Consider the following 26,392-nt stretch of genomic DNA (forward strand, 5'->3'; position numbering starts at 1 on the left):
GCGACTCCTTCCCGCTGAATCTTGTCGCCCGGCGGCGACGGCGCCTAACCCTAACGCGGGGTTACCCTGCGCTACAGGGTGGGCACAATGAACAAAGCAGTCAGGAGATCCATGGGTCCCTCTCGGTGGCGGCGTTCCACCCACGCAATGGTCGCCGCATCGGTCGTGGCGCTGGTCGCCGTCGTCGTGGCGGTGGTGGCCGTCTTCACGACCGGCGGTAACACCGGCAATGCGCAGGTCCCCGCCGCCCGGCCGCCCGCGGCAGCCAACCCGGGCGTCGTGCCGGTGTCGGACTCCGCGGGCGCGCCCACCGCCGCCGGTGTGGCCGCCGCGCTGGCTGGACCCGTCGCCGATCCGAATCTCGGCGACGTCACCGGCCGGATCTCCGACGCCAAGACCGGCGAGCAGTTCTGGGAGCAGCGCGCCGGTATGCCGATGCTGCCGGCGTCGACCAACAAGATGCTCACCACCGGCGCGGCCCTGCTCACCCTCGCCCGCGACGAACGCCTCACCACCACCGTCGTCGCGGCCGACCAGACCCGTCAGCCCGGCGTGGTGGTGCTCGTCGGCGGTGGAGATCCGATCCTGTCGGCCGCCCCGCCCGGCGAGGAAACCTGGTATCGTGGCGCGGCCCGCATCAGCGACCTCGCCGGTCAGGTACGCAAGAGCGGCATCACCGTCATGGCGGTCCAAGTGGACAACTCCCTGTTCAGCGGGCCGGACTTCGCGCCGGGCTGGGACCCCGCCGACATCTCCGGCGGCGACATCGCCCCGATCCAGTCAGTGATGATCGACGCCGGACGCACCCAGCCGACAACCGACGAGTCGCGCCGCTCGACGACCCCTGCCCTCGACGCCGGCCGGGCGCTGGCCACGGCGCTCGGCGTCGATCCCGCGAAGGTCGTCTTCGCTCCCGGTCCGCCGACCGGACGGCAGCTGGCATCGGTGCAGTCGGCACCGTTGATCGAGCGGCTGGGACAGATGATGAACGCCTCCGACAACGTGATGGCCGAGACCATCGGCCGCGAGGTGGCCAAGGCGACCGGGCGCCCGCTCAGCTTCGCCGGCGGTGTCGACGCGGTCACCAGCAAGCTGGCGTCTGCGGGCATCGACATGACCGGCGCGACCCTGGTCGATTCCAGCGGACTTTCGGTTCTCGACCGGCTGACCGCCAAAACCCTCGACGAGGTCGTCGGCGCCGCGGCCGGCCCGAATCAACCGGCCATGCGTCCGCTGCTCGACCTGCTGCCCATCGCCGGCGGCAGCGGCACGCTGTCGGACCGCTTTCTCACCGGCGATGTGAAGACCTCGTCGGCCGGATGGCTGCGCGCCAAAACCGGCTCCCTCACGGCGATCAACTCGCTGGCCGGGATCGTGACTGACGCCAGCGGCCGGGTGCTGACCTTCGCCTTCATCTCCAACGACGCCGGCCCGATGGGCCGCATCGCCATCGACGCGCTGGCCGGAACCCTGCGCACCTGCGGCTGCGGCGCATGACCGACGCCTCGTCTCCCACCGTCGGCCGGGCCGTTGACTGGCAGTTCGCCGGCACCGTGGGCACCCGGCTGGTACGGCCCGGACCGCCCACCACCGATTACACCTGTCGGCAGGCCGTCGACGAACTGGCCACCGCCGCCCGCGCCGCCGAGCGCCCGGTGCGCGAGGTCACCAGGCTGGGCAACGACGACGCCGTGCCCGACGCCCGCGTCGTCGACCGGGAGCAGTGGATTCGCGCCGCCTCCGACTCGATGCGGGTGATGACCGGTGGCACCGATCGGCCGAGCAACCCGATCACCGGCCGCATCACCGGTGCCCAGACCGGCGCGGTGCTGGCGTTCGTGTCCTCGGGTATCCTCGGACAGTTCGACCCCTTCGCCACCGGGTCGCACCCCGGCGGCGAGCTGCTGCTGGTCTACCCGAATGTCATCGCCGTCGAGCGCCAGCTTCGGGTGTCGCCGTCCGACTTCCGGCTGTGGGTGTGCCTGCACGAAGTCACCCACCGGGTGCAGTTCAGCGCGAATCCCTGGCTGTCCCAACACATGTCGCGCGCATTGGGTGTGCTGACCTCCGACGCCGGCGACGACGTCGCCGCGGTCGTCGCGCGGCTGGCCGACTTCGTCAGGAAGCGCCGACGCGGCGCGCAGGACCCGAGCGAGGCCGGCATTCTCGGCTTCATGCGCGCGGTGCAGTCCGAACCGCAGCGCGAGGCGATGGACCAACTTCTCGTCCTCGGCACCCTGCTGGAGGGTCACGCCGATCACGTGATGGACGCCGTCGGACCCGCGGTCGTGCCCTCGGTGCAGACCATCCGGCAGCGCTTCGACCAGCGCCGCCAGCGTCACCAGCCACCGCTGCGGCGCCTGCTTCGCGCGCTGCTGGGCCTCGACGCCAAGATGAGCCAGTACACCCGCGGCAAGGCCTTCGTCGACCACGTGGTGACCCGGGTCGGTATGGACCGGTTCAACACCGTGTGGACGGGTCCGGACACGCTGCCGCTGCCCGACGAGATCGAAGACCCGCAGCGGTGGATCGACCGGGTGCTCTAGCCCGGCTGCGGGTCGCGCTGGCCGGCTTCGCCGCAGAACACCTGCCTGAGGCAACGGGATGGTGCGCGGCCCTGTCCGGCGGTCCGGACTCGCTGGCGCTGACGGCGGCCGCCGCCGCGACGCTGCCCACCACCGCGCTGATCGTCGACCACGGCCTGCAGCCCGGCTCGGCCGAGGTCGCCGAGACCGCCCGGCGCAGCGCTCTCGAGCTGGGCTGCGTGGCAGCCCGGGTGCTGGCCGTCCGGGTCGGCACCGAGGGTGGGCCGGAGGCAGCGGCCCGAGCCGCCCGCTACGCCGCACTGGACGCTGCCCGAGGCGGCGCGCCGGTGCTGCTGGCCCATACCCTCGACGACCAGGCCGAGACCGTGCTGCTCGGCCTGGGCCGCGGCTCGGGCGCCCGGTCGATCGCCGGCATGCGGACCTGCGACCCGCCCTGGTACCGGCCCCTGCTGGGTGAACGGCGCAGCCTCACCCACGCCGTGTGTGCCGAGCTCGGGCTGACCCCGTGGGACGACCCGCACAACTCCGACCGGCGGTTCACCCGGGTACGGCTGCGCACCGAGGTGCTGCCGCTGCTCGAAGACGTTCTGGGCGGCGGAGTCGCCGAGGCGCTGGCCCGCACCGCGGCCGCCCTGCGGGAGGACACCGATGCCCTCGACGCGCTGGCCGACCGCACCCTCGGTGACGCCGAGGACGGGGCCAACGTCGCCGTTGCCACGCTGGTCGGTCTTCCCACTGCGGTACGCCGGCGGGTGATCCGGCGCTGGCTTCTCCGCGGTGGCGCCAGCGGGCTCACCGACAAGCAGATCCGGGCGGTGGACGCGCTGGTCACGACGTGGCGAGGGCAGGGCGGGGTGGCAGTCGGCTCGGATCTGCGTCACCAGCGGCTGTTCGCCGGCCGGCGCGACGGCAGGTTGGTGCTGTACTCCCAGCCCGTGTAATTGGTCGTCAGACCCCTGGCATGGCACAGTGTGCTCGTGTCGGTGCACGACCTGTACTCCGGGGATATCCAATCGGTCTTGTTGTCCCAAGAGCAGATTCAAGCCCGGACGGGGGAACTGGCGGCGCTCGTCGCACAGGATTACGCCGATGCCCTCAACGGGCAGGACCTGTTGCTGGTCACCGTCCTCAAGGGTGCGGTGATGTTCGTCACCGACCTGGCCAGGGCAATTCCCCTGCCGACCCAGCTCGAGTTCATGGCGGTCAGCTCCTACGGCTCGTCGACCTCGTCGTCGGGTGTGGTGCGGATCCTCAAGGATCTCGACCGCGACATCCATGACCGTGACGTGCTGATCGTCGAGGACATCGTCGACTCCGGCCTGACCCTGTCGTGGCTGCTGCGCAACCTGGCCAGCCGCCATCCCCGGTCACTGCGGGTGTGCACGCTGCTGCGCAAACCCGACGCCGTGCGCGCCGATGTCGACATCAGCTACGTCGGCTTCGACATCCCCAACGAGTTCGTCGTCGGGTACGGCCTGGACTACGCCGAGCGTTATCGCGACCTGCCGTTCATCGGCACGCTGGACCCGAAGGTCTACCAGCACTAGGCCGTGTCCGCCGCACCGCGAGAAAAGCGGTTGTCTCCGTAACCCCTACCTCAGCTCCCAGACCGCGGTCACCGAGAAGCCGACCGTCTGCTGGCCGGGCCGCAGCGGCACCTCGGTGGCCATCGCGCCGCGCGGCATCGGCACCGGCGGCGGGCCACCGGTCGGGGCCTCACTGATCGAGATGATCTTGCCGAGCGACAGCCCGGAGAGCTGGGCGTACTGCTGGGCGCGGTCCCTGGCGTCGTTGAAGGCCCGCGCCCGTGCGTCGCTGACCAGTTTCGAGTCGTCCTCGATCGAGTAGCTCACCGAGTTCAGCCGGGTGGCGTCACCGCCGGCGCTGACGATGCTCGCCAGCACCTGTGAGGCGCTGTCCAGCTTGCGGATCTTGACCTGGATCGAGTTATTGGCGCGGTATCCCGTGATCGCCGAGTTGTCGCCGTATCGCGGCTGCAGGCTGACTCCGGTGGTGCTGATGTCCTTGGCGTCGATGCCGCTGGAGTCGAGCGCCATCAGCACGGCGTTCTGGCGGTCGTTGGTCTGGTTCATCGCAGTGGTGACGTCGGGCGCGACGGATTCGATGCTGACGTCGGCGGTCAGCGTGTCCGGAACGCCCGTCACCTCACCGGAACCGACGACGGTGACCTGCCGCGGGTTGGCGCCGACCGGGCCGGCGTTCGAGTCGCAGCCGCTCACCGCCGCGACGGCCACACTCGTCGCGAACACCACACTGATAAACCGTCGGGCGATCGACATGTCTGCCACCGTAGCGCGCGGCCCGGCAGTCGCCGGTCTGAGTCGTCGAAAAGCGCTGGGACGGTGATGGTTTGGGTCACCGGACGGCCGAGGATGTGCCAGTCGCGGTCGAAACAGCGGTACCAGTTGAGCGGCCCGGTGAACCCGGTGCGGGTGAACTCGCTCCGCCGCAGATCCGGCGGAACGCGTCGGTGGGCGGTGTCAACCCGCAACCGAACCCCGTCGACGTCGACTAACCGTTCGGTCGGAGCGCCCGCGGTGTCGGCCAAGCACAGCTTCGGATCGGCCGGAAAGGGGCGTTTCACCGCACAGCGAACGAGAACCAAACGCTGACGGAAACCATCAGGCCACTTCCGCACGTTGGTCTCGCGGTAGCCTGAACTATTCCAGCTGCGCATATCGGAAGGACCGGGCCGACGACGGCCGATGTAGATGAACCGGAAAAACGTGATCCGCACATTGACGGTGGTGGCCGTCGTGTTGCTGCTCGGCTGGTCGTTCTTTTATTTCAGTGACGACACCCGCGGCTTCAAACCCGTCGACACCTCGGTGGCGATGGCCCAGATCAAGGCCGACAACGTCAAGAGCGCCCAGATCGACGACCGCGAACAGCAGTTGCGCCTCGAGCTCAAGAGCGCCAACAGCGACACCGAGGACTCGAACAAGGTCATCACCAAGTACCCGACCGGGTACGCGGTCAACCTGTTCGATGCCCTGAACGCCAAGAACGTCAAGACCAACACCGTGGTCAACCAGGGCAGCATCCTGGGCTCCCTGCTGGTCTACATGCTGCCGCTCCTCCTGCTGGTCGGCCTGTTCGTGCTGTTCTCCCGCATGCAAACCGGTGGCCGGATGGGCTTCGGCTTCGGCAAGTCGCGGGCCAAGCAGTTGGGCAAGGACATGCCCAAGACCACCTTCGCCGACGTCGCCGGCGTCGACGAGGCGGTCGAAGAGCTTTACGAGATCAAGGACTTCCTGCAGAACCCGTCGCGCTACCAGGCACTCGGCGCCAAGATTCCCAAGGGCGTGCTGCTCTACGGCCCACCCGGTACCGGCAAGACCCTGCTGGCCCGCGCCGTCGCCGGCGAGGCCGGGGTGCCGTTCTTCACGATCTCGGGATCGGACTTCGTCGAGATGTTCGTCGGCGTCGGCGCATCCCGGGTGCGCGACCTGTTCGAGCAGGCCAAGCAGAACGCACCCTGCATCATCTTCGTCGACGAGATCGACGCCGTCGGCCGCCAGCGCGGCGCCGGCCTGGGCGGTGGTCACGACGAGCGTGAGCAGACCCTCAACCAGTTGCTCGTCGAGATGGACGGCTTCGGCGACCGCCAGGGCGTCATCCTGATCGCGGCCACCAACCGCCCCGACATCCTGGATCCCGCTCTGCTGCGGCCGGGCCGCTTCGACCGCCAGATCCCGGTATCCAATCCCGACCTGGCCGGCCGCAAGGCCGTGTTGCGGGTGCACTCCCAGGGCAAGCCGATGGCCCCCGACGCCGACCTTGACGGGCTGGCCAAGCGCACCGTCGGCATGTCGGGCGCCGACTTGGCCAACGTCATCAACGAGGCCGCCCTGCTGACCGCCCGCGAGAACGGCACCGTGATCACCAGCGCCGCGCTCGAGGAGGCCGTCGACCGCGTGATCGGCGGCCCCCGCCGCAAGGGCCGGGTGATCAGCGAGACGGAGAAGAAGATCACCGCCTACCACGAGGGTGGCCACACCCTGGCGGCCTGGGCGATGCCCGACATCGAGCCGATCTACAAGGTCACCATCCTGGCCCGCGGGCGCACCGGCGGGCACGCCGTCTCGGTGCCCGAGGACGACAAGGGCCTGATGACCCGCTCGGAGATGATCGCCCGGCTGGTGTTCGCGATGGGCGGCCGCGCCGCCGAGGAACTGGTGTTCCGCGAGCCGACCACCGGCGCGGTGTCCGACATCGACCAGGCCACCAAGATCGCGCGTGCGATGGTCACCGAGTACGGCATGAGCTCCAAACTCGGGGCGGTCAAGTACGGCACCGAGCACGGCGACCCGTTCCTGGGCCGCACGATGGGCACCCAGTCCGACTACAGCCACGAGGTGGCCCGCGACATCGACGACGAGGTGCGCAAGCTCATCGAGGCCGCCCACACCGAGGCGTGGGCCATCCTCACCGAGTACCGCGACGTGCTCGACGTGCTCGCCGGCGAGCTGCTGGAGAAGGAAACCCTGCACCGCGCCGAGTTGGAGGCGATCTTCGGCGACGTCAAGAAGCGGCCGCGACTGACGGTGTTCGACGACTTCGGTGGACGCATCCCGTCGGACAAGCCGCCGATCAAGACCCCGGGCGAGCTGGCCATCGAGCGCGGCGAGCCCTGGCCCAAGCCGATGCCGGAGCCGGCCTTCAAGAAGGCGATCGCCCAGGCCAGTGCCGCCGCCCAGCCGCAGCAGCCCAACGGCGGCAACGGCAACGGCGCGCACGCAGCCGGCCCGCAGTACCAGCAGCCCAGCAACCAGCCCGACTACGGTGTGCCCGCCGGTTGGCACGCTCCCGGCTGGCCGCCGCCCAACCAGCAGCACGGTGGCTACTGGTACCCGCCGCCACCGCCCGACTGGGCACCGCCGCAGCAACAGGGACAGCAGCCGTACCCGCCGTATCAGCCCTACCCCGCGCCCAGACATACTCCGTCCGCACCTGCGCCGCAGGATGATGCCGGTGACGACGGCGGCCGGCCCATCCCGCCGGCCAACGGTTGATTGACGAACGGAGCTTCCATGGCGCAGCCGACCTCGGTCACACTCGAGACTCCGGTGTTCGACCAGGCCCGCGCTGAGGCGGCGGTCCGGGAACTACTGCTGGCGGTCGGGGAGAACCCCGAACGGCAGGGTCTGCAGGACACCCCGGCTCGCGTCGCACGCGCGTTCCGGGAGATGTTCGCCGGCCTGTACACCGACCCGGATGCCGTCCTGGAGATCACGTTCGACGAGCAGCACGACGAACTGGTTCTGGTCAAGCAGATCCCGATGTACTCCACCTGCGAGCACCACCTGGTCGCCTTCCACGGGTTCGCGCACGTCGGCTACATCCCCGGTGAGGACGGCCGGGTCACCGGCCTGTCGAAGCTGGCCCGGGTGGTCGACCTCTACGCCAAGCGCCCGCAGCTGCAGGAGCGCCTGACCGGTCAGATCGCCGACGCGGTGGTGCGCAAGCTCAAGCCGCGCGGAGTCATCGTGGTGGTCGAGGCCGAGCACCTCTGCATGGCGATGCGCGGTGTCCGCAAGCCCGGTGCCGTCACCACGACGTCAGCGGTGCGCGGACAGTTCAAGACCGACAAGGCATCGCGAGCCGAGGCGCTGGAACTCATTCTGCGCAAGTGAAATCCATCCCGGTGCAAGTGATGGGGGTCGTCAACGTCACCGATGACTCCTTCTCCGACGGTGGGCGCTATCTCGACCCGGTCCGTGCGGTTGAGCACGGCGTCCGGCTGGCCGCCCTCGGGGCGGCGATCGTCGACGTCGGCGGGGAGTCCACCCGCCCCGGCGCCGTGCGGGTCGATCCGGGAGTCGAGACGACCAGGGTTCTTCCGGTCGTGAAAGAACTTGCCGCCCAAGGAATTACCGTCAGCATCGACACCATGCATGCCGCCGTCGCAGCCGCGGCGCTGGAGAACGGGGCCAGCATCGTCAACGACGTTTCCGGCGGTCGCGCCGATCCGGCGATGGCGCCGCTACTCGCCGACGCTAAGGTGCCGTGGGTGATGATGCACTGGCGCTCGGTCGGGGCGGATCAGCCGCACGCCGTGCCGGACTACCACGACGTGGTGAGGCAGGTGCGCGACGAACTGCTCGCCAGCGTCGACGCCGCGCTGGCCGCCGGGGTCGACCAGGCCAACGTGATCATCGACCCGGGTCTGGGTTTCGCCAAGACAGCGCAACACAATTGGGCCCTGCTGCATGCGTTGCCGCAGTTCGTCGCCACCGGCATCCCAGTGCTCGTCGGGGCGTCGCGTAAACGGTTTCTCGGCACTCTGCTGGCCGATGCCGACGGCACGCCGCGACCGCCGGACGGGCGCGAGACCGCCACCGCGGTCGTCTCGGCACTGGCCGCGCGGGGCGGTGCGTGGGGGGTCCGGGTGCACGACGTGCAGGCCAGTGTGGACGCGCTCAAAGTCGTTGCGGCCTGGGAGGGCAGCGATGGCTGATCGCATCGAGCTGCGCGGCCTGACGGTGCGCGGCAACCACGGCGTCTTCGACCACGAGCGGCGCGATGGGCAGGACTTCGTCATCGACATCACGGTGTGGATCGACCTCGCCGATGCAGCCGCCAGCGACGACCTCGCCGACACCTACGACTACGGAGTCCTGGCCCAGCGGGCGGCCGCCGTGGTGGGCGGCCCGGCGTGCAATCTGATCGAGACCGTCGCCGCCGAGATCGCCGAGGACGTCATGACCGACCAGCGGGTGCACGCCGTCGAAGTGGTGGTGCACAAGCCGCAGGCCCCGATTCCGTTGTCCTTCTCCGACGTTGCCGTCGCCGCACGCCGCTCGCGCCGCGGCGGCCGCGGACAGGTCGTTCCGGCCGGTGGTGCCACATGACGCGGGTGGTGCTCTCGATCGGCTCCAACGTCGGTGACCGGCTGGCGCGCCTGCAGTCCGCGGTCGACGGGCTCGGCGGCTCGGTGCGCGCCCTGTCGCCGATCTACGAGACCGACGCGTGGGGCGGTGTCGAGCAGGGCCCGTTCCTCAACGCCATCGTCGTCGCCGACGACCCGAACCTCGACGGGCCCGGCTGGTTGCGGCGGGCGCATGCGCTCGAGCAGGCCAACGACCGGGTCCGTGGACAGAAGTGGGGGCCGCGCACCCTCGACGTCGACCTGGTCTGCTGCCACGACGGGGACACCGAGGTGTTCTCCCGCGACGAGGGGCTGACCCTGCCTCATCCTCTCGCCCATCTGCGGGCGTTCGTCATGATCCCCTGGCTGGCCGTCGACCCCGAGGCCTCGCTCACGGTGGTGGGTGAGAGCCGGCCAGTCGAGCGTCTGCTCGCCGAACTGGAGCCCGCCGACCGCGACGGTGTCCGGCTGACCGGCCTGCTGCTGAACCTTCCCGACCCTCCCGTTTACGAAGCCCACGAGGGCTGATGGGACCCACACGCAAACGCGACCTGACGGCCGCGGTCGCCGGGGTCGCGGTCCTGGCCTACCTGCTGGTGCACCTGCTCTACCGCTACTTCCCGCCGATCACGGTGTGGACCGGACTCTCGCTGCTGGCCGTCGCCGCCATCGAGGCCGCTTGGGGGGTGTCGGTGCGGGCCAAGATCCGCGAGGGTGAGATCGGCGTCGGCGGCGGGCGGCTGCACCCGCTGGCCGTGGCGCGCAGCGTCGTGGTGGCCAAGGCCTCAGCCTGGGTTGGTGCGCTGATGCTCGGCTGGTGGATCGGGGTGCTGGTGTACCTTTTGCCGCGCCGGGTCGAGCTGCGGGTGGCTGGTGCCGACACCCCTGGCGCGGCGGTGGCCGCGATCAGCGCGCTGGCCCTGGTGGCCGCGGCGCTGTGGTTGCAGCACTGCTGCAAGTCCCCCGGGGAATCGACCGACAACGGCGAAGCCGCTCCGGAGTGACGCGCTGCGAATCGCCGCAGTTCAACGACACGCGCAGCGACGACGCGCGGGTACAGTCAGCCCATGACCGTTCTGTCCCGCGGCGCCCGTAACAGGCGCGGCCGCAGGCCGGGTTGGCTGCTCTTGACGACGTTGCTAGTCCTGGCCATCGTGGCCAGTTCCGCGCTGGTGTTCACCAACGAGGTCGAGCTGCTCAAGCTGGCGGTCATCCTCTCGCTGTGGGCGGCTGTGATTGCGGCGTTCGTGTCGGTCATCTACCGCCGGCAAAGCGATGTCGACGCGGCCAGGGCGCGCGACCTCAAGCTGGTCTACGACCTGCAGCTGGATCGCGAGATCTCTGCGCGGCGCGAGTACGAGCTGTCTGTCGAGACCCACCTGCGTCGCGAGCTGGCGTCCGAATTGCGCGCGCAGGCCGCCGACGAGGTGGCCGCCCTGCGCGCCGAGCTGGCGGCGTTGCGCGCGAACCTGGAGATTCTCTTCGACGCCGACCTCGGCGATCGCCCGGCGCTCGAGGGTGATCGGGTGGCCGCCGGCTACGGCGACTGGACCCGTGACACCGCCACCATGCCGCCCACCCCGGGCCGCGTCGAAAGTAGCCGCATCACGCCGGTCACCGAGGAGGACAGCACCGGCGACACCGCGGAGAACCCGATCATCGACGTCCCCGAGGAACCACTGGCTCCGCCGCAGCCGCCGCAGCAGCGGTACGGTCCGCCGCCTCCGCGCAGGCGTCACACCGAGGACCAGCCGTACCTCGAAACCGACTACCGCGGCTCGCACCGGCGGTCCTTGGAAAATCCGGAGAACGGCGAACGCCTGCCGGCACCCGAGCCACCTTTCGCGCCGCCGCCACCACAGCGTCCCGAACCGCAACCGGTCACCGTCTCGGCGCCCGAGCCCGAGCCCGAGCCCGAGCCGGCTGCCCCGCGGCCCCGCCACGTGGTGGAGGCACCGGGAAACGGCCAGTCCGCGCCGGCCATGACGAGCCCGCCGTCTCCGCCGCCCCCCGCACCGCGCCATCGCGGCGCGGAGACCGCGACAGAGCCGGACGAGGGTTCGGGAGGTCTGCACGCCGGCGGCCAGTCCGTTGGCGATCTGCTGGCGCGCCTGCAGGCGAACGGGACAGGCGGCGGTGGCCGTCGCCGCAGGCGCGAGGACTAGGGCGGACCGGCCGCCGCGCGGCACGGCGGTAAAGTTGTCCCGACCGTCCGGTACCGGCATAGCAGGACCGGAACGAAACACTCATCGACGTCAGCGAGGTCGTCTACGTGGGGACCCCCAATGGCTTGCGCCCGGCACGGCTCAAGGTGGGCATCATCTCCGCCGGCCGGGTCGGCACTGCGCTGGGCGTTGCGCTGGAACGCGCCGACCATGTGGTGGTGGCGTGTAGCGCCATCTCGAACACCTCTCGCCGGCTGGCCGAGCGCCGGCTGCCCGACACCCCGGTGCTGCCGGTTCCCGACGTCGCCGACAGTGCCGAGCTGCTGCTCCTGACGGTGCCGGACGTCGAGCTGGCCGGGCTGGTCAACGGCCTGGCGGCGACGGGCTGCGTGCGCCGCGGGACCATCGTGGTGCACACCTCCGGCGCCAACGGCATCGGCATCCTGGCTCCGCTGACCACACGGGGGTGCATCCCGCTGGCGATTCATCCGGCGATGACGTTCACCGGCTCCGACGAGGACGTCGCCCGGCTGGCCGACACCTGCTTCGGCATCACAGCGGCCGACGAGATCGGCTACGCCGTCGCCCAGTCGCTGGTGCTGGAGATTGGCGGCGAACCGTTCGGCGTCCGCGAGGATGCGCGCACGCTCTATCACGCCGCACTGGCCCATGCCAGCAACCACATCGTCACGGTGGTCGCCGACGCACTCGACGCCCTGCGCGCGGCCCTGTCCGGTCAGGAACTTCTGGGCCAGGAACTCATCGGCGACGGACCCGGTGGGCTGGCCGAACGGATCATCGGCCCGCTGGCCCGTGCCGCACTGGAGAACACCCTCCAGCGTGGGCAGGCGGCGCTCACCGGGCCGGTTGCCCGCGGTGACGCCACGGCCGTCGCCGGCCACCTGGTCGCGCTCGGTGAGGTGGATTCCGAACTGGCACAAGGATATTGCGCGAACTCTTTGCGTACGGCGCAACGTTCGCACGCCCCCGAGGAGGTCTTTGCGGTGTTGGCGGACTGGTCGGCCGACCGAGGACGGCCACAGTGAGCAAGGCGGCGCCGCAGTTCAGCGCCGGACAGCTCAACGTTTATCCGACCCCCCAGTCGGTGTCGGACGTCACGCGGGCGTTGCGCCACACCGGGCGCAGGGTCATGCTCGTGCCGACCATGGGGGCGCTTCACGAGGGTCACCTGGCGTTGGTCCGCGCAGCCAAGCGGGCACCCGGTGCGGTGGTCGTGGTGTCGATCTTCGTCAACCCGCTGCAGTTCGGGGCCAACGAGGACCTCGATGCCTACCCGCGCACCCTGGACGCCGATCTCGAGCTGCTGCGCGGCGAGGGCGTCGAGGTGGTGTTCACCCCGACCGCCTCGGCGATGCACCCTGACGGCTTCCGGACCACCGTGCACCCCGGACCGTTGGGGTCTGAACTCGAAGGCGCTTCCCGCCCAACCCATTTCGCCGGCATGCTGACCGTGGTGCTGAAGTTGCTGCAGATCGTCCGGCCGGACCGGGCGTTCTTCGGTGAAAAGGATTACCAGCAGTTGGTTCTGATCCGTCAGATGGTGGCCGACCTCAACGTCGACGTGCGGATCGTCGGCGTGCCGACGGTGCGCGAGTCCGACGGGCTGGCGATGTCGTCGCGCAACCGCTATTTGAACCCCGAGGATCGTGAGCAGGCCTGCGCGTTGTCCTCGGCACTGCTGGCCGGCATGTACGCCGCATCCGGGGGGCCCGGGCCCGCTCTCGACGCAGCTCGCGCCGTCCTCGACGAGGTGCCTGCCATCGAGGTGGACTACCTCGAGGTACGGGGTCCGCAATTGGAGCCGGCTCCGTCGTACGGCCCGGCTCGCATGCTGATCGCAGCACGCCTGGGCGGTACCCGTCTGCTGGACAACATCGCCGTCGACCTGTCCACCAATGAGGCCCCGCCGGGCGTCGGCCGCGGCGACCATCACGACATAACCTGGAGAAACTGATGTTGCGGACGATGCTGAAGTCCAAGATCCATCGTGCGACGGTGACGCATGCCGACCTGCACTACGTCGGCTCGGTGACCATCGATGCCGACCTGATGGAGGCGGCGGACCTGGTCGAGGGCGAGCAGGTCACGATCGTCGACATCGACAACGGCAACCGGCTGGTGACGTACGCGATCACCGGACAGCGAGGCTCGGGCGTCATCGGGATCAATGGAGCCGCAGCGCATCTGGTCCACCCGGGTGACCTGGTGATCCTGATCGCCTACGGCGCGATGGACGACGCGGAGGCGCGCCGGTACCGCCCGCGGGTGGTGTTCGTCGACGCCGACAACCGGCAGATCGATCTCGGCGACGACCCGGCCCGCGTCCCCGACGACGCCGCCGGCCTGCTCGACCCGCGGATTGTGCGGTAACCGTGCTGCTGGCAATCGACGTCCGTAACACCCACACTGTGGTGGGTCTGATCTCCGGGTCGGGTAATCACGCAAAAGTCGTGCAGCAGTGGCGTATCCGCACCGAATCCGAGGTCACCGCCGACGAACTCGCGCTGACCATCGAAGGGCTCATCGGCGACGACTCCGAACGGCTGACCGGCGCCACCGGCCTTTCGACGGTTCCCTCGGTGCTGCACGAGGTCCGGTTGATGCTCGAGCAGTACTGGCCCTCGGTCCCGCACGTGCTCATCGAGCCGGGTGTTCGCACCGGGATCCCATTGCTCGTCGACAACCCCAAAGAGGTCGGTGCCGACCGCATCGTGAACTGCCTGGCTGCCTACGCCAAGTTCTCCTCGCCGGCCATCGTGGTGGACTTCGGATCCTCGATCTGTGTCGATGTCGTCTCCGCCAAGGGCGAATTCCTCGGTGGCGCAATCGCTCCGGGTGTTCAGGTCTCCTCCGACGCGGCCGCGGCCCGCTCCGCGGCGCTGCGCCGCGTCGAACTCACCCGGCCACGCTCGGTGGTCGGCAAGAACACCGTGGAGTGCATGCAGGCAGGTGCGCTGTTCGGATTCGCCGGCCTGGTAGACGGATTGGTGAACAGGATCCGCGAGGATGTCGACGGGTTCGCCGGCTCCGATGTGACTGTGGTCGCCACCGGTCACTCCGCCCCGCTGATGCTGCCCGATCTGCACACCGTGCAGCACTACGATCAGCACCTCACCCTCGACGGGCTGCGAATGGTCTACGAGCGCAACCGCGACAACCAGCGCGGCCGGATCAAGTCCGCCCGGTGAGTTCATCCGCCGACATAAGTAATTCGTCGAGGGTTTCGGCCGGTGTTTCAACGCCCAGTGTTTTGCGGGGCCGGGTGTTGAGCTGCATGGCGACGTAGTCGGCCATTTCGGGACCACTGGCAGGCAAGGACTTTCGGTTGTTGCGGGTCGAGCCGGCCGCTTCCCTGGCTCGGGCCCAGTCCCGCATCTGGGACTGGTACAGACCCCCGCGGCGCAACGCCGCGCCTTTCTCGCCGTGCGGAGCTGCGAGGTATTCATCGAGGATCCGGTTGCGGTACTGCGCGGTAAACGTCCGACGGATCGGTCTGGGCGCCGGGTCAACCGGCTGCTCGCCATCTACCGGGTTCGCGCTGTCCATGCGTCAGGTAGGTCCAGTCTCGCCTTCGGGAAACAGTGAACTCGGGGAAGTCTGTTACAACCCGGGGATAACAAGTTAACTCTTGGGAAATCGCCGGAGGGACAGATGTTTGCTCGCTTGCGTGTCGCACTCGTTGTACGGCGAGGCTTCTGACTGTATGTGTGGTGGCCGCAACACCCGGTTTACGCAGGTGAGCAGGCGGTGAATCCGGTCACCCGGCCGCCAAAATTACACAGCCAAATGTGGGTTTAGTTATGGGCGTTTTACCCAGCTTGCGGGGTTGGACAGGACACAGTGGCATATCGGTTTGCACTGGCACACCACTTAGATGCCCTAGATGTTTACAAATCGATTTGGGGTCGGCAGATCTATTGCGGGCGTGTCCAACCGCTGGTAGCGTTCCGCCCGTCGCAACTGAAGCAATGGGGCAGTAGCTAATCAGCGTAGATTTGCGAAAAGCGCGACAGATCGTCGTTCTGAGGGCCAAATTGGGCTGGTGCGGATGTGTTGCACCGAGCCGCTTTGGCCCGTGGCACGCATAAAGCTTGCGTGGTGTCGATACGAGTGCTCGAGGCTTCGAGCCTGTGGCCGGCAGCGTGTGAATTGCTGAGCGTCAGCATCGGCTGACCCGGTGACAGAACCTAAAAACGTACAGCTGAAAGAGATTTGGGGTTGGATCATGACCCATCCTTTGGGGGTAAACGAAACGGGCGATGTCTCATCACCCGCAGAAACTGACATGGCGGTCGAAGAGCACGCGCCGAATCCATTGCGGTACATGGGCCAGTCGCACACGCGGATGCGTACCACAGCGCCCAGCCAGACTGTGAGCCTAGTCATCCCGGTCAGAAACGAGGCCCGTAACATCGCGTGGGTACTCGAACAGATCGCAGACGACGTCGACGAGATCATTCTCGTCGACGGAGATTCAACCGATGCAACGCTGATCACCGCTCGCAGCTATCGGCCCGACATCAGGGTGGTGTCGCAGGACGGCCCGGGTAAGGGGAGTGCGCTGCGGACGGGCTTCTTGGCCGCCAAGGGCGATCTCATCGTGATGATGGACGCCGACGGCAGCATGGCGCCCCAAGAGATCCGCCACTACGTGCACTTCCTTTCCAACGGTTACGACTTCGTCAAAGGGTCACGGTTCATCGGGGGCGGAGGCTCGTTGGACATCACCCCGTTCCGTCGGCTGGGCAATTGGTTTTTGCTGACAGTGTTCAACTCGGTCTATGACTCCGACCTGACCGATCTCTGCTACGGATTCTGCGCGTTTCATCGTCGCTACCTGGAGCTGCTCCAATTGTCGGCAACTGGCTTCGAGATCGAGGCTGAGATGACCGTGCGCGCCATGCAGGCAGGCCTGCGGGTAGCCGAGGTTCCCAGTCTGGAACTTCCTCGGCGACACGGGAAGTCGAACCTGCGTGCGGTTCGTGACGGCATGAGGGTGCTGCGCACGGTGTTGAAGGGTCACCGCTCGGGGAACGTTCTGGAGGCTCTGGCGAACCGACGCGTTTCGGGCGCGCGGCCGGCGTCCCTGGCGCCGACCGGGTCGTGACGGCACCGTCGCCATTCTGCAATCGGCATAAGCCGCATCAAGATTGCCATCACCAGTTAAGGGGCGTCGATGAAAGCCGTAATTCTCGCCGGTGGGCGGGGCACACGAATTAGCGAAGAGTCGGAAAGCCGACCGAAACCGATGGTCGAGATCGGCGGCAAGCCGATCCTCTGGCACATCATGAAGATTTATGCTGCCGCCGGGGTCACGGATTTCGTCGTGCTCCTCGGGTACAAGGGCTACATGATCAAGGAATATTTCGCCAATTACTTCTTGCACAGCTCGGATTTGACGATCAACCTGGCCACCGACGCGGTCCAGACTCTTGAGTCGAAGACGGAGCCGTGGACGGTGACCCTACTGGATACGGGTGCCGACACCATGACCGGTGGGCGGCTGCTCCGCGCCAAGAAACACATCGGCGACGACACGTTTTCGTTTACGTATGGCGACGGCGTGACCGACCTCGATGTCCGCAAAGTGATTGACTTCCACCGCAGTTCGGGCTCAATTGCGACCGTCACGGCCGTCCAGCCGCCGGCGCGTTACGGCAAGCTGCAATTCGACGATGGCGGCGTTGACAAAGTCTCCTTCCTGGAGAAGCCGACCGGGGATGGCGGCTGGGTGAGTGGCGGGTTCTTCGTGGCCTCGCCGTCATTGCTCGACTACATCGAAGGCGACGACACCGTGTTCGAGCAGGCGCCGCTGCAGCGACTCGCAGCCGACGGTGAACTGTCGGCGTATCAGCACGACGGCTTCTGGCGGGGAATGGACACACTGTGGGACAAGATCTACCTCAACGAGCTCTGGGAGAACGACAAAGCTCCGTGGAAGATCTGGGACGAGGCTGCGTGAAAACCCTTGAATACCACGGCCTTCCACTACGAATCCGAGGGGAAGTGATTTAGATGCGTTGTCGGTTGTGTGATTCGAATCGCCTACTGAGCGTGCTTGATCTGGGCGCGAGTCCGCCTTCGCAGAGCTTTCTGACCGCCGATCGACTCGATGCGCCAGAGCCGACGTTCCCGCTTCACCTTCGGCTGTGCCAGTCCTGCCTGCTGCTTCAAGTTCCGGCATTGATCACGTCGGAGGACACCTTCACCGAGTACGCGTACTTCTCGTCCTACTCCGACACTTGGGTGCAGCACGCGAAGCGCTTCGTCGACGACGCTGCGGGACGCCTGGGGCTCGGCCCTGAATCGTTTGTGGTCGAGGTCGCCAGCAACGACGGTTACCTGCTCCAGCACGTTCTGGCCGCGGGCATACCGTGCCTGGGGATCGAGCCGTCGGTGAACGTCGGCGCCGCCGCGCGCAAGCGTGGCGTTCCCACCCAAACTTCCTTTCTCGACGAAGAAGTGGCCAGGGGAGTCCGGGCAGAAATGGGGCCGGCGGATCTGGTGGTGGCCAACAACGTCTACGCGCACATCCCAGACCTGTTGGGCTTCACCCGATCGTTGCGCGAACTGCTGAGTGACGACGGCTGGCTGAGCATCGAGGTGCATCACGCGTTGAACCTCGTAGCGTTGGGTCAGTTCGACACCATCTACCACGAGCATTTCCAGTACTACACGGTGTTGTCCATTACGCGAGCGCTGGCCACTGCCGGTCTCAAGGTCGTCGATGTCGAATTGATACCGACACATGGCGGTTCGATCCGGGCGTGGGCGCGGCCGCAGGAGAGCGCAGGAGCTCCGAGTGAACGCGTCACCGAAGCGCTGCGTATCGAGGAACAGGAGGGGCTGCACCACGTCGACGGGTATCTGCAACTGCGCCCCAGGGCTGAGGCGATCCGCCAGGAGCTGTTGAGATACCTGCTGGATTGTCGCGCCGTGGGTAAGCGCGTCGTCGGCTACGGAGCGCCGGCGAAGGGCAACACACTTCTCAACTACTGCGGGATACGCAGCGACCTACTTGAGTACACCGTGGACCTCAACCCGTATAAGCAGGGCATGTTCACTCCAGGGACACGAATCCCAATCCTCGATCCGATCCAGATCGACAAGGACCAGCCCGAGGTCGTGCTGGCGCTGCCGTGGAACCTCGAACCAGAGCTGGTGCGGCAGCTCGCCCATATCGCGGAGTGGGGTGGCGAATTGGTCTTTCCGCTGCCCACACTGCACAGCGCAGCGCTCCCGAGTCGTCAACAACGTGAGGGGGAGTAGCACTATGCGCGTGTTGGTCACTGGTCATCAGGGTTACCTCGGCACGGTTATGGTGCCGATACTGCAGGCGGCTGGGCACGATGTGACGGGTTTGGACTGCGGGTTCTTCGCTGAGTGTGTGCTGGGACCGGAACCGAAGGATCCGCCGGGCATCCGGGTGGACCTGCGCGACGTGACCGTCGACCAATTGGTCGGTTTCGACGCGGTCATTCACCTTGCGGCGTTGTCCAACGATCCGCTCGGCGCGCTGGCGCCGCAGATCACTTACGACATCAACCATCACGCGTCGGTCCGGTTGGCGCGGTCGGCCAAGGCCGCCGGAGTGCGGAGGTTTCTCTATGCTTCGACGTGCTCGGTTTACGGTGCGGCGGGCGATGGCCTGGTGACCGAAGATGCTCCGCTGCAACCGTTGACGCCCTACGCCGAGAGCAAGGTCCGAGTGGAGGACGACGTCGCCGCGCTCGCCGACGAGTCCTTTTCGCCGGTATTCCTGCGCAATGCCACCGCGTTCGGCTTCTCGCCGCGGCTGCGCGCGGACATCGTGCTGAACAACCTGGTGGGGCACGCCGTGCTCACTGGCGAGGTTCGAGTCCTCTCAGACGGCACACCGTGGCGTCCGCTGGTGCACGCCCGAGACATCGCAGCGGCGTTCCTCGCCGCGATGGAGGCGCCAATCAGCAAGATCCATTGCACCGCATACAATGTCGGGTCTGAAGCGAACAACCTGACCGTGGCCGACATTGCGCAGTCCGTCGCCGACGTGGTACCTGGCGCCAAGTTGTCGATCACTGGAGAGACAGGGTCGGATCCGCGCTCCTATCAGGTGGATTTCTCGGCCTTCCGGCGCGCGCTCGGTTTCGAGACGTCGTGGTCGGTGCGCGACGGGGCTGCTGAGCTGTTCGAGGCGTACGTATCCGAAGGTCTCACCGAGCACACCTTCACCAGGAGGTTCACCCGGCTACCTCATCTGGATTCGCTGCGTGCGTCAGGTTCCCTCGACGAGTCGATGCGGTGGGTCAAGGCAGCCGTATGAGCAAGGGCACGAACGGCTGTCGAGGGTGCGGCGAGCCCACCACCGTCAGGGTGCTGGACTTCGGCAATGTCCCTGCACCGGATCACTTTCCGCTCGTAACGGAGCCGATCGGGGTTGGCGAGGCGTGTCACGGGTTGGCCATCGACCTGTGCGGTTCTTGCGGCCTGGCGCAGCTGTCCGACGACGACACCTCGGGTGAGGAGTTGCACGGTTTGGAGCCGCAGGCGTTGCGGGATCAGGCTGAGGTCGCAGTTAAGCACGTCGCGGCGGCGGGATGGTTGCGGGGAGACACCGTGCTCGAGTTCGAGAGCCCGCACAGCGGCACGTGGATTCCGCTTGTCACTGAGTACGGATTCAGCACGACCACATCGGATGCTGACGTGGTGCTCGACTGTTTCGGCATCATGCACGAGCCAGACCAGCGGAGTTCGTTCGCACGCCGTGCCGAGGCGACACGCGAGGACGGGGTGTTGCTTCTGCAGTACCAATCCCTTGTCACGATCGTGGAGCAAGGGCAGTGGAATGCGTTGCGGCATGGGCATTTCGCGTACTACTCGGTCACCACGCTGGCGCGGATGCTGAAAGACGCCGGCATGAGCATCGCGAGCCTATGGGAGTTCGACCTCTACGGCGGAACGGTGCTGGTAGCCGCTGTGCACGGAGACGTCGAGCCCGACGAATCGGTGCGGCGCCTGCTGGCGAAGGAGGAGGCGATGGGCATCACGACCGCAGAGTCGCTGGCTGTCCTGCAGGAGACCGCCGACCAGGATGTCGACTCGTTGGTGAGTTGGCTCGAGGAGGAGGCGGCGGCCGGCCATACGGTCTACGCGTATGCCGCTGCGTCGAAGGCGGTCTCGCTCTTCAGCCGCGCAGGAATCACGACACGACTGGTCACGGCGGTCGCCGATGCCTCACCGGCGAAACAGGGCCGACGGATGCCGGCAACCGACATTCCGATCGTCTCGCCCGCCGAGCTGCTTGCCGCCAACCCCGATCGGGTGCTGCTGACGCTTGCCGATCTACTGCCCGAGGTGAGCGCGCGCTTTCCCGAACTCGACGGACGATGGAGGGCGCACGGGCTATGACCGCTGTACCCAAAGAGTTGGACGATGAGCACAGTCAGCTCGGTAACCGGCACCCGAAGGTGTCGGTGTGCATTCCCGCCTACCAGGCCGAGCAATACCTGCAGGGCGTGGTGGACAGCATCCTGGCCCAGGACTACCCCGACCTGGAACTGGTCGTCGTGGACAACAACAGCAGTGACGGCACCCGCGCGATTCTCGAGGCGGTGAAGGACGACCGACTGCGCGTGATTCGCAACACGACCACCTTGCCAGTCTTCGACAACTGGAACTTCACCGTACGCCAGGCGCGGGGAGACTTCGTAAAGCTGATCTGCGTCGACGACGCGCTCGGGCCGGGCTGCATCGGCGTGCAGGCCGCGGTGCTCGAGAGCGTACCCGAGGTGGCACTGGTCTCGGTCAGGACCGATTACATCGACGACGACGGAGAAGTGGTCATGGGATCACGGGGACTGCCGGGAATCGTCGGACGAGTTCCTGCCGACCGGGTGGTTCGACAGATCATCCGGAGCGGCGCAAATCCGATCGGGGGCCCCGTGTCGGTAATGTTCAGACGCACCGACTTCGAGCGATCCGGCGGATTCGACCCGAACTACCCCTTCCTTGCGGACATGCACCTGTGGGTGCGGCTGCTTCGTCGTGGCGACTTCTACGGCGTGCCAGGAACGCACGCTTCATTTCGGATCCGGCGCGGGTCGATGCACGGGCTGACGTCGGCACGTGAACAGCTCGCCCAATCCATCGAGTTCGACAGACTGCTCGCCGCTGATCCCCGGTGGAGCATCTCAACCGCGGATCGAGTGCGTGGCCGAGTGCGGTGCTACGAGCAAACGCTGCGGCGGACGGTGTTGTTCGCCTCGACGACGTGGCGCGTCAAGCGACGAGGTCGTCGACCTATCGCGCTCAAGGAAGTCGTCGACGCGGGTTCGGGTGTCCAGTCGTCCGGCACGGTCGGAAGCCTGACGACGGTGATCTGCGCGTACACCACCGCGCGTTGGGAGCACATCTGCCAGTCAGTGGAATCCGTTCTGGCCCAAGACTTCACGGATTCGAATGTCGTCGTGGTGATCGACCACTGCCTGGAGCTGTATCAGATGGCCTGCGACCGGTTCGGCTCCGAGGAGCGGGTGACCGTGCTCGAGAGCAGCCAAGAGCGTGGGCTGTCGGGTGCACGCAACGCCGGGGTCGAAGCAGCGGACGGCGACGTCATCGCGTTCGTCGATGACGACGCGGTGACCGAACCGGGCTGGGCGCGAGCCCTGATGCGCCACTATCGCCACGAACGGGTGGCTGGCGTGGGCGGATACGCGGCTCCCGTCTGGCCTGAGCACCGGCCGGCGTGGATGCCGACCGAGTTCGACTGGGTCGTCGGCTGCAGCTACACGGGACAGCCGACCGAATTGGCGGCGGTGCGGAACCCATTGGGGTGCAACATGTCCCTTCGTCGGTCAGTGCTTGACACGGTGGGGGGCTTCAGGTCGGAGGTGGGCCGGATCGGCTCACACCCAGTGGGAGGCGAGGAAACCGAGCTCTGCATCCGCATCGCCGCGAACGATCCGTCGGCCATGATCCTGTTCGATCCGGAAGCACGCGTCCAACACCATGTCTCGGCTGATCGCACGACGCTGCGCTACTTTCGTCGCCGGTGTTATCACGAAGGCATGTCCAAGGCTGTCGTGACCGAGCTGGCCCAGGCGACCAAGGCGCTTAGCACGGAGCGTTCCTACACGCTGGGCGTTCTCCCGAGGGCGATCTTGCGCGAATCGATGTCGATGCGCGGCGATGGGTTCGCCAGGGCCGGGGTCATGGTGTTGGGGCTCGCGGTCACGACGTCCGGCTACCTGAATGCCAAGGCGCGACGTTGGCTGCCGACCAGGCGAGCCCGGTGATAACGGCCGGCAGGTTCCGCTTCAAGCCGGAGGTAGGTGGCGAGCTGGCCGCGGAATCCAACCTGAACGTCAACACGATCTCGCTCATCCTGTCCAACGGGGTGACGTGCGTGCTGGGCCTTTGCTTCTGGGGCGTCGCCGCCCGAGTCTTCCCGGCCAACTACGTCGGTGTTGCGGCGGCGCTGATCAATTCCGCATTGATGCTGTCGACGCTGTCGATCCTCAGCATCGACCGGTTTTACGAGCGGTTTCTTCCGGTCGCTGGCTACCGAGCCGGGGAATTCTTGACGCGCGGATTCCTCATCGTCGCTACCGTTTCGACGGCAGGGGGGGTCGGCCTTATCGTCCTCGGGCCACGGCACGCGTTGTTCACGTCGGGCTGGGTGATGGCCGCCTACCCGGTCTTCGTCACGGTCATCGCCGTCTTCATTCTCCAGGACAAGGTCGTGGCCGGCCTCGGGGTGGCCCGCTGGGCAGCGGCGAAGAACACCATCCATGCAGTGTTGAAGCTGGTCGTCCTCATCGTCATCGCTCTATTGGCTTCCGCCGGCGCCTTGGCGGGCACCGCGGCCGCTTCGACCGCCATCGTGGCGGCGTGGGGCGGGACCGCGGCGGTCATCGTGGCATGCCTGTTCGTGGCGATCCGCCGCCGCTGCCGTGACCACCCTCGGTTCCAGTTGACGCCGAAACTTCCTCCATGGGGCGAGCTTTGGTCGTACTTCGGTTCTTCATTCGGGATCACCGCGATGCTATCGATAGGGGCCCTGGTAGTTCCGCTGATCGTGGTCGCACAGGCGGGTCCCACCGCAAACGCGTACTTCCAGATCGCATGGCAGTTCGTCGGCGCGCTCTATCTTACGGTGCACCTCGTCGTCAGTCCCTACGTCGCGGAAGTGGCCACGCACCCCGACAAAGTGGTCGCCCTGTCGTGGCGAACGGTACGCATGCTGATCGCGATCGCCGTTGCGGGAAGTGCGGGGCTGCTGCTCTTGGGCCCCATCATGCTCTCACTCGTAGGCGCTGAATACCGAACCGGTGGCGAGGCTCTGCTGCAGCTCGCTGCGGTCTTTGTCCCGCTCTCGGTGGTCGGTGCTGCCTACGAAGGGTTTGCCCGGGCCCAACGCAAACTACGCCTGCAGCTGACGATGACCTTCGTCTCCACGGTGATCGTCATCTGCGGATCGTTCGTCGGAACGCGTTACCTGGGTGCCACCGGCGTCGGATGGGCTTATCTCGCCGCGGAATCGGTGACGGCGGTCGTGCTGATCGTTCCCGTGACCAACTGGCTTCGGAAACGGATGTATCTGGGGCTTCCCGAGCGGGCCAGCACAGAGGGCTCCCTGGCGGAGGTCGACCGGCGATCAATCGAAATGAATGGAATCGACGCACCATGACACCGGGGGAACACGCTGACGCCGTAGCCAAGGTGGCGATCTACGCCGCGGCATGCGGCATTCTGTCGACGGTGCCGGTCTGGCCACCGTTACAGGCGCTGCTGCTACTCGTCTTCCTGCTGACCGGACCGGGAAGTGCCCTGATGTGCTGGGCCGCGCTTCCCCCAGCGGTCACCGTGGCTGCGGTCGTCGGCCTGAGTGTGTCGTCGGTGTTGGCGACGGCGGTCGCCATGGCGTGGGTGCCGTTCTGGGGACCGGTACCTTCCTGCCTGGTGCTGTCGGCAGCGGTCATCACCAGTGGCCTCGTCCGACTGCGGGCGTTGCGAAAGCCGGTGACGGAAAGCGCCACGCCATGGTGAACCTCGAGACGCGGGATGCCATCGGCGACCCAGCGCCGCTTGCGCTTACCGGTGAACCGATTCTGAACCGACGCTATGGTCCCGGCCTGCTCTTACTGATTGCCGTGGGCATATGGTGGCCCGCAATCGAATTGATGCGCGGTGAAATCGCCGGTCAGTACGGCTTGTTGGCGACCAAGGGGGGTCTGCTCCTACTGGTGAGTGCATTGGTTGCGCTCTTGGCATTCGTTTGGGCGCTTGCGATCGACAGCACACCGTACTCTGTTCTCGCGATCGTCGTGGCCACGGTCATCGGACGAGTGACGGCCACCGTCCTGACCGAGATGCCAATCTACGTGTGGACGTACAAACACATCGGCATCGTGAATTTCATGATCGAGGACCATTTTTCGCCGCACGTACAGATCTATGGGGACTGGCCCGGCTTCTTCTCGGGGATGGCTTGGTTCAGCACTGTCTCCGGCTTGGATCCCTTGACCGTGGCGCACTGGTTCGCGCCATTCTCGACGGCGGTGATCGCGCTTCTGGTCGGTGTGCTCGCCGTGAGCGCCGGATTTGGCAGGCGGGCGAGTTTGATCGCGGCAATGCTCGCCGTAATCCTCAACTGGACTGGGCAGGACTACTACTCACCGCAGGCTGCTGGCCTGATCCTCGCACTTTCGATCTTGAGTTTGCTGCTGTACTCGAAGAAAGCGCCGCTCGCTGGCTATCTTTCGATGCCAGTGTTCGCCGTGCTCGTCGCAACCCATCAGCTCACCCCCTTCTGGGTCGTGATCAGCGAGGTGGGCCTCGTGGTGTTCAACCAAATGCGGCCGAGATGGCTTCTCCTCGTGCACGCCGCGATCCTGGCCGTCTACGTGGGCCCGCGACTGGAACGGACGGCCACCTTCAACTTCTTCAGTGGGTTCGACCCCGTCAAGAACAGCACCGTCGTCACGGAGGACCGGGGGTCCGCCGGTCGCGATTTCACAGTTCTCCTGGAGCGTGGCCTCTTCGTCGGCCTGTGGCTGTTGGCGGCAGTTTGCTTCGTCGTGGTCTGGCGTCGCTCCGGCGCCCCTTGGGGTTTGGGCGTCGCAGCTTTCTCGTCAGTCCTCATACTCGCCGGCCAGGACTACGGCGGCGAAGGGATCATTCGTGTCTTTCTCTATTCGATAGCGGGTTGCGCGATCCTCGTTGCGATCGTCATTGCCAGGATCTTCGAGCTCGAGAATTCGTGGCGGAAGACGGTGGGTGTCGTGATCTCCACGGCATTCATCCTCGGGGTGGGTGCCGTTGGGCTGCAGGGCTATTACGGTGGTTGGAGTTACGTCACCGTCAGCAAGTCGCAAGTGGAGCTCAATCGTGCGTTGCCGGCGTCCAGCGACGGGCATTACGTGATCGGTACCCTTGCGCAACCGGTGGGGTGGCCGGAGGGGGCGACCGCCGGTTCGGTTCGCTTGAAGTTGATAGATCCCGCATACGACGCCGCAGTCAACGCAGTTCGGCCATCATTGCTGCACAAGGACTTCGCCACGCCGTCGGACGTTGATCGTCTCGAGAAGACGTTGCCCAAGGAGGGGCGCGCCCACACTCTCTACTTCATTTTGCCGCAGCAGGCCGACGCCTACGGCCAATACCTCGGATGGTTCCCACCGACGTTCGTTCCCAGCTTGATCGAACTGCTTTCCGAAAGGCCCAAGTGGTCCAAGGTCGTCGACGGCGGAGACACCGTGATATTCGAGTACAGCCCGAAGAAGAGGTAA

General features: G+C 66.7%; 26 protein-coding genes and 1 pseudogene. 24 read left to right on the forward strand and 3 right to left on the reverse strand.

Annotation, left to right across the window (positions count from 1 at the left end; translation table 11 throughout):
• Positions 1 to 111: 111 nt before the first annotated feature.
• Genes dacB through hpt form a run of 4 tightly spaced genes read left to right on the forward strand, consistent with a single transcriptional unit; the run spans position 112 to position 4,093 of the window.
• The gene (gene dacB, locus K9U37_RS05600; protein ID WP_243070867.1) at positions 112 to 1,497 is read left to right on the forward strand and encodes a D-alanyl-D-alanine carboxypeptidase/D-alanyl-D-alanine endopeptidase; all 1,386 of its coding nucleotides are present in this window, start codon (positions 112 to 114) and stop codon (positions 1,495 to 1,497) included.
• Positions 1,494 to 2,546 carry an Rv3626c family coenzyme F420 biosynthesis-associated protein gene (locus tag K9U37_RS05605; protein WP_243070868.1) on the forward strand — a complete coding sequence of 351 codons (1,053 nt, stop codon included), beginning with the start codon at positions 1,494 to 1,496 and terminating at the stop codon, positions 2,544 to 2,546. The genes dacB and K9U37_RS05605 overlap by 4 nt, the downstream gene beginning before the upstream one ends.
• Positions 2,525 to 3,487: a tRNA lysidine(34) synthetase TilS gene (tilS, locus tag K9U37_RS05610; protein WP_243070869.1), complete on the forward strand. Its 963-nt coding sequence runs from the start codon at positions 2,525 to 2,527 to the stop codon at positions 3,485 to 3,487. The genes K9U37_RS05605 and tilS overlap by 22 nt, the downstream gene beginning before the upstream one ends.
• Before the next feature lie 36 nt (positions 3,488 to 3,523).
• Entirely contained in the window at positions 3,524 to 4,093 is a 570-nt protein-coding gene (hpt, locus tag K9U37_RS05615) for a hypoxanthine phosphoribosyltransferase (RefSeq protein ID WP_372489397.1), read from the forward strand.
• Positions 4,094 to 4,138: 45 nt separating this feature from the next.
• On the opposite strand, the gene K9U37_RS05620 is transcribed toward hpt, so the two are convergent.
• Positions 4,139 to 4,846 (reverse strand): SIMPL domain-containing protein, encoded by a 708-nt coding sequence (locus K9U37_RS05620; protein WP_243070870.1) that lies wholly within the window; start codon positions 4,844 to 4,846, stop codon positions 4,139 to 4,141.
• A gap of 47 nt (positions 4,847 to 4,893) precedes the next feature.
• A pseudogene (locus K9U37_RS20350) lies at positions 4,894 to 5,010 on the reverse strand (alpha/beta hydrolase); the annotation flags it as partial.
• 268 nt (positions 5,011 to 5,278) lie between these two features.
• Here K9U37_RS20350 and ftsH point away from each other — a divergent pair.
• From ftsH to K9U37_RS05680, 11 genes are all read left to right on the forward strand, one after another.
• Positions 5,279 to 7,582 carry an ATP-dependent zinc metalloprotease FtsH gene (gene ftsH / locus K9U37_RS05630; RefSeq protein ID WP_243070871.1) on the forward strand — a complete coding sequence of 768 codons (2,304 nt, stop codon included), beginning with the start codon at positions 5,279 to 5,281 and terminating at the stop codon, positions 7,580 to 7,582.
• 18 nt (positions 7,583 to 7,600) lie between these two features.
• Positions 7,601 to 8,203, forward strand: coding sequence for a GTP cyclohydrolase I FolE (folE, locus tag K9U37_RS05635; protein WP_243070872.1), 603 nt, complete (start codon positions 7,601 to 7,603; stop codon positions 8,201 to 8,203).
• Positions 8,204 to 8,223: 20 nt separating this feature from the next.
• A complete protein-coding gene (folP, locus tag K9U37_RS05640; protein WP_252394284.1) occupies positions 8,224 to 9,027 on the forward strand; it encodes a dihydropteroate synthase in 804 nt (267 codons plus the stop codon).
• Positions 9,020 to 9,421, forward strand: coding sequence for a dihydroneopterin aldolase (gene folB / locus K9U37_RS05645; RefSeq protein WP_243070874.1), 402 nt, complete (start codon positions 9,020 to 9,022; stop codon positions 9,419 to 9,421). The genes folP and folB overlap by 8 nt, the downstream gene beginning before the upstream one ends.
• Positions 9,418 to 9,966, forward strand: a complete 549-nt coding sequence (gene folK, locus K9U37_RS05650; protein WP_243070875.1) for a 2-amino-4-hydroxy-6-hydroxymethyldihydropteridine diphosphokinase — start codon at positions 9,418 to 9,420, stop codon at positions 9,964 to 9,966. Before folB ends, folK begins: the two co-directional genes overlap by 4 nt.
• A complete protein-coding gene (locus K9U37_RS05655) occupies positions 9,966 to 10,442 on the forward strand; it encodes a DUF3180 domain-containing protein (protein WP_243070876.1) in 477 nt (158 codons plus the stop codon). The genes folK and K9U37_RS05655 overlap by 1 nt, the downstream gene beginning before the upstream one ends.
• Positions 10,443 to 10,505: 63 nt before the next feature.
• The gene (locus K9U37_RS05660) at positions 10,506 to 11,603 is read left to right on the forward strand and encodes a DUF6779 domain-containing protein (RefSeq protein ID WP_243070877.1); all 1,098 of its coding nucleotides are present in this window, start codon (positions 10,506 to 10,508) and stop codon (positions 11,601 to 11,603) included.
• A 107-nt stretch (positions 11,604 to 11,710) separates the two neighbouring features.
• Entirely contained in the window at positions 11,711 to 12,649 is a 939-nt protein-coding gene (locus tag K9U37_RS05665; RefSeq protein WP_243070878.1) for a Rossmann-like and DUF2520 domain-containing protein, read from the forward strand.
• Complete coding sequence (gene panC / locus K9U37_RS05670; protein ID WP_243070879.1) at positions 12,646 to 13,578, forward strand: pantoate--beta-alanine ligase; 933 nt, start codon at positions 12,646 to 12,648, stop codon at positions 13,576 to 13,578. Before K9U37_RS05665 ends, panC begins: the two co-directional genes overlap by 4 nt.
• Positions 13,578 to 13,994 (forward strand): aspartate 1-decarboxylase, encoded by a 417-nt coding sequence (gene panD, locus K9U37_RS05675; RefSeq protein WP_243070880.1) that lies wholly within the window; start codon positions 13,578 to 13,580, stop codon positions 13,992 to 13,994. The genes panC and panD overlap by 1 nt, the downstream gene beginning before the upstream one ends.
• Positions 13,995 to 13,996: 2 nt before the next feature.
• Positions 13,997 to 14,812 carry a type III pantothenate kinase gene (locus K9U37_RS05680; protein WP_243070881.1) on the forward strand — a complete coding sequence of 272 codons (816 nt, stop codon included), beginning with the start codon at positions 13,997 to 13,999 and terminating at the stop codon, positions 14,810 to 14,812.
• Here the strand turns inward: K9U37_RS05680 and K9U37_RS05685 are convergent.
• Positions 14,796 to 15,170 (reverse strand): hypothetical protein, encoded by a 375-nt coding sequence (locus K9U37_RS05685; protein ID WP_243073487.1) that lies wholly within the window; start codon positions 15,168 to 15,170, stop codon positions 14,796 to 14,798. The two genes, K9U37_RS05680 and K9U37_RS05685, sit on opposite strands and share 17 nt — an antisense overlap.
• 778 nt (positions 15,171 to 15,948) lie before the next feature.
• On the opposite strand from K9U37_RS05685, the gene K9U37_RS05690 reads away from it, so the two are divergent.
• The 9 genes from K9U37_RS05690 (at position 15,949) to K9U37_RS05730 (ending at position 26,392) form a co-directional block, all read left to right on the forward strand.
• On the forward strand, positions 15,949 to 16,731 hold the full coding sequence (locus tag K9U37_RS05690) for a glycosyltransferase family 2 protein (RefSeq protein ID WP_243073241.1): 783 nt from the start codon (positions 15,949 to 15,951) through the stop codon (positions 16,729 to 16,731).
• A gap of 69 nt (positions 16,732 to 16,800) precedes the next feature.
• Complete coding sequence (rfbF, locus tag K9U37_RS05695) at positions 16,801 to 17,586, forward strand: glucose-1-phosphate cytidylyltransferase (protein WP_243070882.1); 786 nt, start codon at positions 16,801 to 16,803, stop codon at positions 17,584 to 17,586.
• Between the two features lie 53 nt (positions 17,587 to 17,639).
• Positions 17,640 to 18,893, forward strand: a complete 1,254-nt coding sequence (locus K9U37_RS05700) for a class I SAM-dependent methyltransferase (RefSeq protein WP_243070883.1) — start codon at positions 17,640 to 17,642, stop codon at positions 18,891 to 18,893.
• A gap of 4 nt (positions 18,894 to 18,897) precedes the next feature.
• On the forward strand, positions 18,898 to 19,926 hold the full coding sequence (locus tag K9U37_RS05705) for an NAD-dependent epimerase/dehydratase family protein (RefSeq protein WP_243070884.1): 1,029 nt from the start codon (positions 18,898 to 18,900) through the stop codon (positions 19,924 to 19,926).
• Positions 19,923 to 21,011: a class I SAM-dependent methyltransferase gene (locus K9U37_RS05710; RefSeq protein ID WP_243070885.1), complete on the forward strand. Its 1,089-nt coding sequence runs from the start codon at positions 19,923 to 19,925 to the stop codon at positions 21,009 to 21,011. Before K9U37_RS05705 ends, K9U37_RS05710 begins: the two co-directional genes overlap by 4 nt.
• Positions 21,008 to 22,897: a glycosyltransferase family 2 protein gene (locus K9U37_RS05715; RefSeq protein WP_243070886.1), complete on the forward strand. Its 1,890-nt coding sequence runs from the start codon at positions 21,008 to 21,010 to the stop codon at positions 22,895 to 22,897. The genes K9U37_RS05710 and K9U37_RS05715 overlap by 4 nt, the downstream gene beginning before the upstream one ends.
• Positions 22,870 to 24,291: a lipopolysaccharide biosynthesis protein gene (locus tag K9U37_RS05720; protein WP_243070887.1), complete on the forward strand. Its 1,422-nt coding sequence runs from the start codon at positions 22,870 to 22,872 to the stop codon at positions 24,289 to 24,291. The genes K9U37_RS05715 and K9U37_RS05720 overlap by 28 nt, the downstream gene beginning before the upstream one ends.
• A complete protein-coding gene (locus K9U37_RS05725; RefSeq protein WP_243070888.1) occupies positions 24,288 to 24,650 on the forward strand; it encodes a hypothetical protein in 363 nt (120 codons plus the stop codon). Before K9U37_RS05720 ends, K9U37_RS05725 begins: the two co-directional genes overlap by 4 nt.
• Positions 24,644 to 26,392, forward strand: coding sequence for a hypothetical protein (locus K9U37_RS05730; RefSeq protein ID WP_243070889.1), 1,749 nt, complete (start codon positions 24,644 to 24,646; stop codon positions 26,390 to 26,392). The genes K9U37_RS05725 and K9U37_RS05730 overlap by 7 nt, the downstream gene beginning before the upstream one ends.

The sequence above is a fragment of the Candidatus Mycolicibacterium alkanivorans genome (assembly GCF_022760805.1).
Classification (GTDB): domain Bacteria; phylum Actinomycetota; class Actinomycetes; order Mycobacteriales; family Mycobacteriaceae; genus Mycobacterium; species Mycobacterium alkanivorans.

What these genes read in the sequence shown, in the direction of transcription:
- dacB (WP_243070867.1), top strand. Translation starts at nt 112, where the DNA reads ATGGGTCCCTCTCGGTGGCGGCGTTCCACCCACGCAATGGTCGCCGCA.
- K9U37_RS05605 (WP_243070868.1), top strand. Translation starts at nt 1,494, where the DNA reads ATGACCGACGCCTCGTCTCCCACCGTCGGCCGGGCCGTTGACTGGCAG.
- K9U37_RS05620 (WP_243070870.1), bottom strand. Translation starts at nt 4,846, where the DNA reads ATGTCGATCGCCCGACGGTTTATCAGTGTGGTGTTCGCGACGAGTGTG.
- ftsH (WP_243070871.1), top strand. Translation starts at nt 5,279, where the DNA reads ATGAACCGGAAAAACGTGATCCGCACATTGACGGTGGTGGCCGTCGTG.
- folE (WP_243070872.1), top strand. Translation starts at nt 7,601, where the DNA reads ATGGCGCAGCCGACCTCGGTCACACTCGAGACTCCGGTGTTCGACCAG.
- folP (WP_252394284.1), top strand. Translation starts at nt 8,224, where the DNA reads ATGGGGGTCGTCAACGTCACCGATGACTCCTTCTCCGACGGTGGGCGC.
- folB (WP_243070874.1), top strand. Translation starts at nt 9,020, where the DNA reads ATGGCTGATCGCATCGAGCTGCGCGGCCTGACGGTGCGCGGCAACCAC.
- folK (WP_243070875.1), top strand. Translation starts at nt 9,418, where the DNA reads ATGACGCGGGTGGTGCTCTCGATCGGCTCCAACGTCGGTGACCGGCTG.
- K9U37_RS05655 (WP_243070876.1), top strand. Translation starts at nt 9,966, where the DNA reads ATGGGACCCACACGCAAACGCGACCTGACGGCCGCGGTCGCCGGGGTC.
- K9U37_RS05660 (WP_243070877.1), top strand. Translation starts at nt 10,506, where the DNA reads ATGACCGTTCTGTCCCGCGGCGCCCGTAACAGGCGCGGCCGCAGGCCG.
- panD (WP_243070880.1), top strand. Translation starts at nt 13,578, where the DNA reads ATGTTGCGGACGATGCTGAAGTCCAAGATCCATCGTGCGACGGTGACG.
- K9U37_RS05685 (WP_243073487.1), bottom strand. Translation starts at nt 15,170, where the DNA reads ATGGACAGCGCGAACCCGGTAGATGGCGAGCAGCCGGTTGACCCGGCG.
- K9U37_RS05690 (WP_243073241.1), top strand. Translation starts at nt 15,949, where the DNA reads ATGGGCCAGTCGCACACGCGGATGCGTACCACAGCGCCCAGCCAGACT.
- rfbF (WP_243070882.1), top strand. Translation starts at nt 16,801, where the DNA reads ATGAAAGCCGTAATTCTCGCCGGTGGGCGGGGCACACGAATTAGCGAA.
- K9U37_RS05700 (WP_243070883.1), top strand. Translation starts at nt 17,640, where the DNA reads ATGCGTTGTCGGTTGTGTGATTCGAATCGCCTACTGAGCGTGCTTGAT.
- K9U37_RS05705 (WP_243070884.1), top strand. Translation starts at nt 18,898, where the DNA reads ATGCGCGTGTTGGTCACTGGTCATCAGGGTTACCTCGGCACGGTTATG.
- K9U37_RS05710 (WP_243070885.1), top strand. Translation starts at nt 19,923, where the DNA reads ATGAGCAAGGGCACGAACGGCTGTCGAGGGTGCGGCGAGCCCACCACC.
- K9U37_RS05715 (WP_243070886.1), top strand. Translation starts at nt 21,008, where the DNA reads ATGACCGCTGTACCCAAAGAGTTGGACGATGAGCACAGTCAGCTCGGT.
- K9U37_RS05725 (WP_243070888.1), top strand. Translation starts at nt 24,288, where the DNA reads ATGACACCGGGGGAACACGCTGACGCCGTAGCCAAGGTGGCGATCTAC.
- K9U37_RS05730 (WP_243070889.1), top strand. Translation starts at nt 24,644, where the DNA reads ATGGTGAACCTCGAGACGCGGGATGCCATCGGCGACCCAGCGCCGCTT.